The organism is Stenotrophomonas sp. PS02298 (assembly GCF_029959445.1).
In the GTDB taxonomy this organism is placed as follows: Bacteria; Pseudomonadota; Gammaproteobacteria; order Xanthomonadales; family Xanthomonadaceae; genus Stenotrophomonas.
The window spans coordinates 1-4,217 of sequence record NZ_JASCOR010000244.1 but is presented as its reverse complement, the minus strand read 5'-3'; the positions used below and the strand labels follow the sequence as shown (position 1 = coordinate 4,217).

The 4,217-nt window shown below is 63.9% G+C and carries 5 protein-coding genes; 1 reads left to right on the top strand and 4 read right to left on the bottom strand.

Features of this window, described 5'->3' with window-relative positions; translation table 11 throughout:
- Positions 1-149: 149 nt before the first annotated feature.
- The 4 genes from QMX78_RS20350 to QMX78_RS20335 form a co-directional block, all read right to left on the bottom strand.
- Entirely contained in the window at positions 150-899 is a 750-nt protein-coding gene (locus tag QMX78_RS20350; RefSeq protein WP_282273053.1) for a TerC family protein, read from the bottom strand.
- Positions 900-953: 54 nt separating this feature from the next.
- A complete protein-coding gene (locus QMX78_RS20345) occupies positions 954-1,334 on the bottom strand; it encodes a diacylglycerol kinase (RefSeq protein ID WP_282273051.1) in 381 nt (126 codons plus the stop codon).
- A gap of 148 nt (positions 1,335-1,482) precedes the next feature.
- Positions 1,483-2,745, bottom strand: a complete 1,263-nt coding sequence (locus QMX78_RS20340; RefSeq protein ID WP_282273049.1) for a HAMP domain-containing sensor histidine kinase — start codon at positions 2,743-2,745, stop codon at positions 1,483-1,485.
- Positions 2,746-2,884: 139 nt separating this feature from the next.
- The gene (locus QMX78_RS20335) at positions 2,885-3,598 is read right to left on the bottom strand and encodes a response regulator transcription factor (protein ID WP_057630720.1); all 714 of its coding nucleotides are present in this window, start codon (positions 3,596-3,598) and stop codon (positions 2,885-2,887) included.
- A gap of 165 nt (positions 3,599-3,763) precedes the next feature.
- Between QMX78_RS20335 and QMX78_RS20330 the strand changes: the two genes are divergently transcribed.
- Positions 3,764-4,117: a DMT family protein gene (locus tag QMX78_RS20330; protein WP_282273039.1), complete on the top strand. Its 354-nt coding sequence runs from the start codon at positions 3,764-3,766 to the stop codon at positions 4,115-4,117.
- Positions 4,118-4,217: the final 100 nt, after the last annotated feature.

The window sequence follows — 4,217 nt, the reverse complement described above, 5'->3', positions numbered from 1 at the left end:
CCCCCCCGCGTCCGCCCCCCCCCCCCCCCCCCCCCCCCGCGGCCGGGGGGGCCCCCCCCCCCCCGCTCCCACAAAAAAAAAGCAAAGGGCCGGCAGTGCCGGCCCTTTCAGGTCAGGTTCTCGGCCGGGGATGCCGGCCGATCAAACACTTACCAGTTGTCCGAACCCGGCACGTGGTGGGCTTTGGCGTTGCGGCGCATCAGCAGGTTCAGCCACTCCACCAGGATCGAGAAACCCATCGCCGCATAGATGTAGGGCTTGGGCACGTGCACGTCCAGGCCATCCAGCACCAGCACCGCACCCACCATCAGGATGAAGGCCAGCGCCAGCAGCTTCACGGTCGGGTTGGCGTCGATGAAACGGCCCAGCGGGTTGGCTGCCAGCAGCATCACCGCCACCGACAACAGCACCGCGCAGACCATCACCGGAACGTGCGAGGCGATGCCGACGGCGGTGATCACCGAATCCAGCGAGAACACGATGTCGATCACCGCGATCTGCGCGATCACCATGCCGAACGACGATGCCACCTTGGTCGTGGTCGGGTCTTCGTCTTCGCCACCGGTGACCAGCTCACGGATTTCCTTGCCGCCCTTGTAGAGCAGGAACAGGCCACCCACGATCAACACCAGGTCGCGGATGGAGATACCCATGCCGGCCACGTTGAACAGGTTGCTCTCCATATGTGCCAGATAGGCCAGCGAGATCAGCAGCAGGATGCGGGTGATGCAGGCCACCGCGATACCGACGCGACGTGCCAGCGGACGCTTGTGTTCGGGCAGGCGCCCGACCGCGATGGAGATGAAGACCAGGTTGTCGATACCGAGCACGATTTCCAGTGCGCTGAGCATGAACAGGGTGACCCATACGTTCGGGTCGGCTAGAAACTCAAGAGACATGTGAACAATCCTTCAATAAAACCATTGCGTCAGCGCCGCCCGGCGGCTGACTTGTCAGAAAACGCGCGGCAGCAGGATGAGGCCCCAGCACAGCAACACGTTCATCATCAGCACGAATACCGCCGCCGAGCCCATGTCCTTGGCGCGGCCCGCCAGCACGTGGTACTCCGGGCCGTAGCGTTCGATCACCGCCTCGATGGCCGAGTTGGCCAGCTCCATGGCGATCACCAGCAGCATCGAGCCGATCATCAGCACCTGTTCGACCGGGCTCTGGCCCAGCCACAACGCCAACGGCGCAAGCACCACGAACAGGCAGACCTCCAGCCGGAACGAGGACTCGTGCATCCAGGCAGCGCAAAGCCCCTGCCAGGACCACTTGGCGGCCTTGAGGATGCGTCCCGGGCCGCGCGGCAGGTGCCCGATCTGATCAGCCATGCGACACCTTGCCAGTTGCCGCAGCGCGGCCGGGCAGAACCTTGAAGGCTGGACAACCGCTCATGGGGATGACACCGGTAGCGTGAGATTAGCCGCCAATTTTGCCACATCTGCCCCTTGCTTACCGAGGCAGCCGCCAAGCCCCATCTCAGCGATAGAGCAGGGTCACGGTGGTGCCCTGCCCCTCACGGCTGTCGATCTCGATGTGCCAGCCGCAGCGCTCACACAGCCGGCGCACGATCGGCAGGCCCAACCCTACACCCAGCTGGCTGCCGCCGTCGGCCCGGAAGAAGGGGTCGAAGACCCGCGCAAGCGCTTCGCTGCTCATGCCGATGCCGGTGTCGCGGACGACCACCTGGCCCGGCATCACCCGCACCTCGACCTCGCCCACGTCGGTGTAAAGACAGGCATTGCGCAGCAGATTGGCCACCACCACGTGCATCACCCGTGGCGGCGCCACCAGCATCTGGTTGCCTTCCACCAGCACCCGCAGCAGGACCTGCTTGCCCTGCAACAGCTCCTCAACGTTGGCGGCCTCGTAGCGCACCACTTCGCCGACATCGAACAGCTCCGACTGCGGCTCCACGTCCACCTCGCGGGCCAGCAGCAGGAAGGCATCGATCACCGCTTCCATGTCGCGGCCTGCACGCTGGATGCGCTGCAGGCTGCGCTGCAGGCGCGGGGTCAGCCCGGAATCGGCCAAGGCCATGTCGCTGGCCATACGGATCACGGTCAACGGCGTACGCAGCTCATGACTGGCATCACGGGTGAAGTTGCGCTCGCGGGCCACGTGATCGCCAACCTTGCCAGCCATGTCATGCAGGGCCAGCGCCAATTGCCGGGTCTCGCCCTGCACCTCCGGCGGCAAGCGCTCCGGTGCCAGCTCCTTCGCATCGGGGTGGCGTGGATCCCACAGCGAAATCCGTCGCGCCAGCCAGCTCACCGGTGCAACCAGCCGCGCAGAGGCCCGATAGGTCAGCCACGACGATGCATGGATGGCCAGCAGGATCAACAACACCCCTGCCCATACCGCCGCGCGGTGCGCGATCGAACGCTGGAACACCAGGTACAGCCGCCCCTCCGGCTGCTGGTCCACCAGCACCAGCTGGTCGGACGACTCCAGCTCATGAAACCCCGGCGCCAGTGCGCGCAGCTGCGCAGGCACGACCGTGTCGGATTGCCCTGCCGGCTGCAGGTAGCCACGGATGCGCAGCGTATTGGGTGGCGCCAGCTCTGCCACCTGCGCGCTTTGCTGCCAGTAATACTGTGCCTCGCTCTGCAGGACTGCGTTGATCAGGCCGTACTTGACCACCAGCGCCATCAGATAGCCGCCAAGCAGCACCGCCAGACTCGCCAGCAGCGCCTGCAGGATGAAGGCTATTCTGATCTTCCGCGGTAACCCGTACGACATGCGCCCCCCCTAGAAGCACGCGTGATTATAGGGAATGGACTGGCTCCGCCGCAGAATCAGCTGGCTGAAAAAAAACCGCCGCGACTCATGTTCTGCGGCGGTTCTTCAAACCACAGGTGCCAGTACACGCCCCTGCAGATCAGCCCATCGACTGGCCGATGTCGGCAATCCGGTAACCGGCACTCTGCACGGTGTGCAGCAGGGGTCGGTCAAACGGCTTGTCGATGATCTTGCGCAGGTTGTACAGATGGCTGCGCAAGGTGTCCGAGTCGGGTAGGCCATTGCCCCAGATCTCGCGCTCGATTTCCTGACGGGTCACCACGCGCGGTGATTCGCGCATCAGGATGGTGAGCAGGCGCAGGCCAATCGGCGACAACTGCAGCTCGCTGCCGGCACGGGTGGCACGCATGCTGACCGGGTCCAGCACCAGGTCGGCGACCTTCAGCACCTCGGCACCCACCTGGCGGCGCTCGCGGCGGATCAGCGCACGCAGGCGTGCCTCCAGTTCCTGGATCGCGAATGGTTTGGTCAGGTAATCGTCAGCGCCGTAGCCCAAGCCAGTGAGCTTGTCGTCCAACGTGTCGCGTGCGGTCAGCATCAGCACCGGCGTGGACTTGCGCGCTTCATTACGCAGGCGCCGGCATACCTCGATGCCGTCCAGTCGCGGCAGCATCAGATCGAGCACCACCACGTCGTAACTGTTCTCAGCGGCCAACCGGTAGCCGTCCAGGCCATCGGCTGCGTAGTCCACCTCGAAACCCTTGCCTTCCAGATATTCGCCAATCATCTCGGAGATGTTGCGGTTGTCTTCGACAACCAGTACCAGCCCGGACGATTCCTTGGTCTGTCGCATGGAGCCTCCTTAGTCTTCAGCTTTGTGAAAGATGCCGTATTCCTGGTGGACTCCGTGTGAAGACGGCTTTACGTCGCCATTGGTATCACTTGAAACCAGCCCGGCGAGGACGAGCCCTTGCCCGCCCGCACCCTATGCTAGCGACCCGCCCTGATGAAACTGGATATGGCCGCCCCCTCCTTTACCGCCTACCTCTACCCGGTACTGTTGCTGGTCGCCAGCAACGTATTCATGACCATCGCATGGTACGGCCACCTGAAATTCAAGACCGCGCCATTGATGACGGTGATCCTGGTCAGCTGGGGGATTGCCTTCTTCGAATACTGCCTGCAGGTGCCTGGCAACCGCATGGGCAGCGCGGTGTACTCGGCGCCGCAGCTCAAGGGCATGCAGGAAGTGATCACCCTGGTGGTTTTCGCGGTGTTCTCTGCCACCTACCTGGGGCAGCCGCTGAAGTGGAACCACTGGGCGGCGTTCGCGCTGATCCTGCTGGCCGCGCTGCTGATGTTCAAGGAATAAGCCCAGAGCGTGTGAGCATGACTGATGTGGGAGCGGCGTCAGCCGCGAAGCTGGCGTCGATGAAATCACAGCTATGCCTGTGACCTGATAGACCATCAGC

Bases quoted from the DNA above. Each gene is read 5' to 3' on its own strand.
- QMX78_RS20350 (WP_282273053.1), bottom strand. From the start codon at position 899: ATGTCTCTTGAGTTTCTAGCCGACCCGAACGTATGGGTCACCCTGTTC.
- QMX78_RS20345 (WP_282273051.1), bottom strand. From the start codon at position 1,334: ATGGCTGATCAGATCGGGCACCTGCCGCGCGGCCCGGGACGCATCCTC.
- QMX78_RS20340 (WP_282273049.1), bottom strand. From the start codon at position 2,745: ATGTCGTACGGGTTACCGCGGAAGATCAGAATAGCCTTCATCCTGCAG.
- QMX78_RS20335 (WP_057630720.1), bottom strand. From the start codon at position 3,598: ATGCGACAGACCAAGGAATCGTCCGGGCTGGTACTGGTTGTCGAAGAC.
- QMX78_RS20330 (WP_282273039.1), top strand. From the start codon at position 3,764: ATGGCCGCCCCCTCCTTTACCGCCTACCTCTACCCGGTACTGTTGCTG.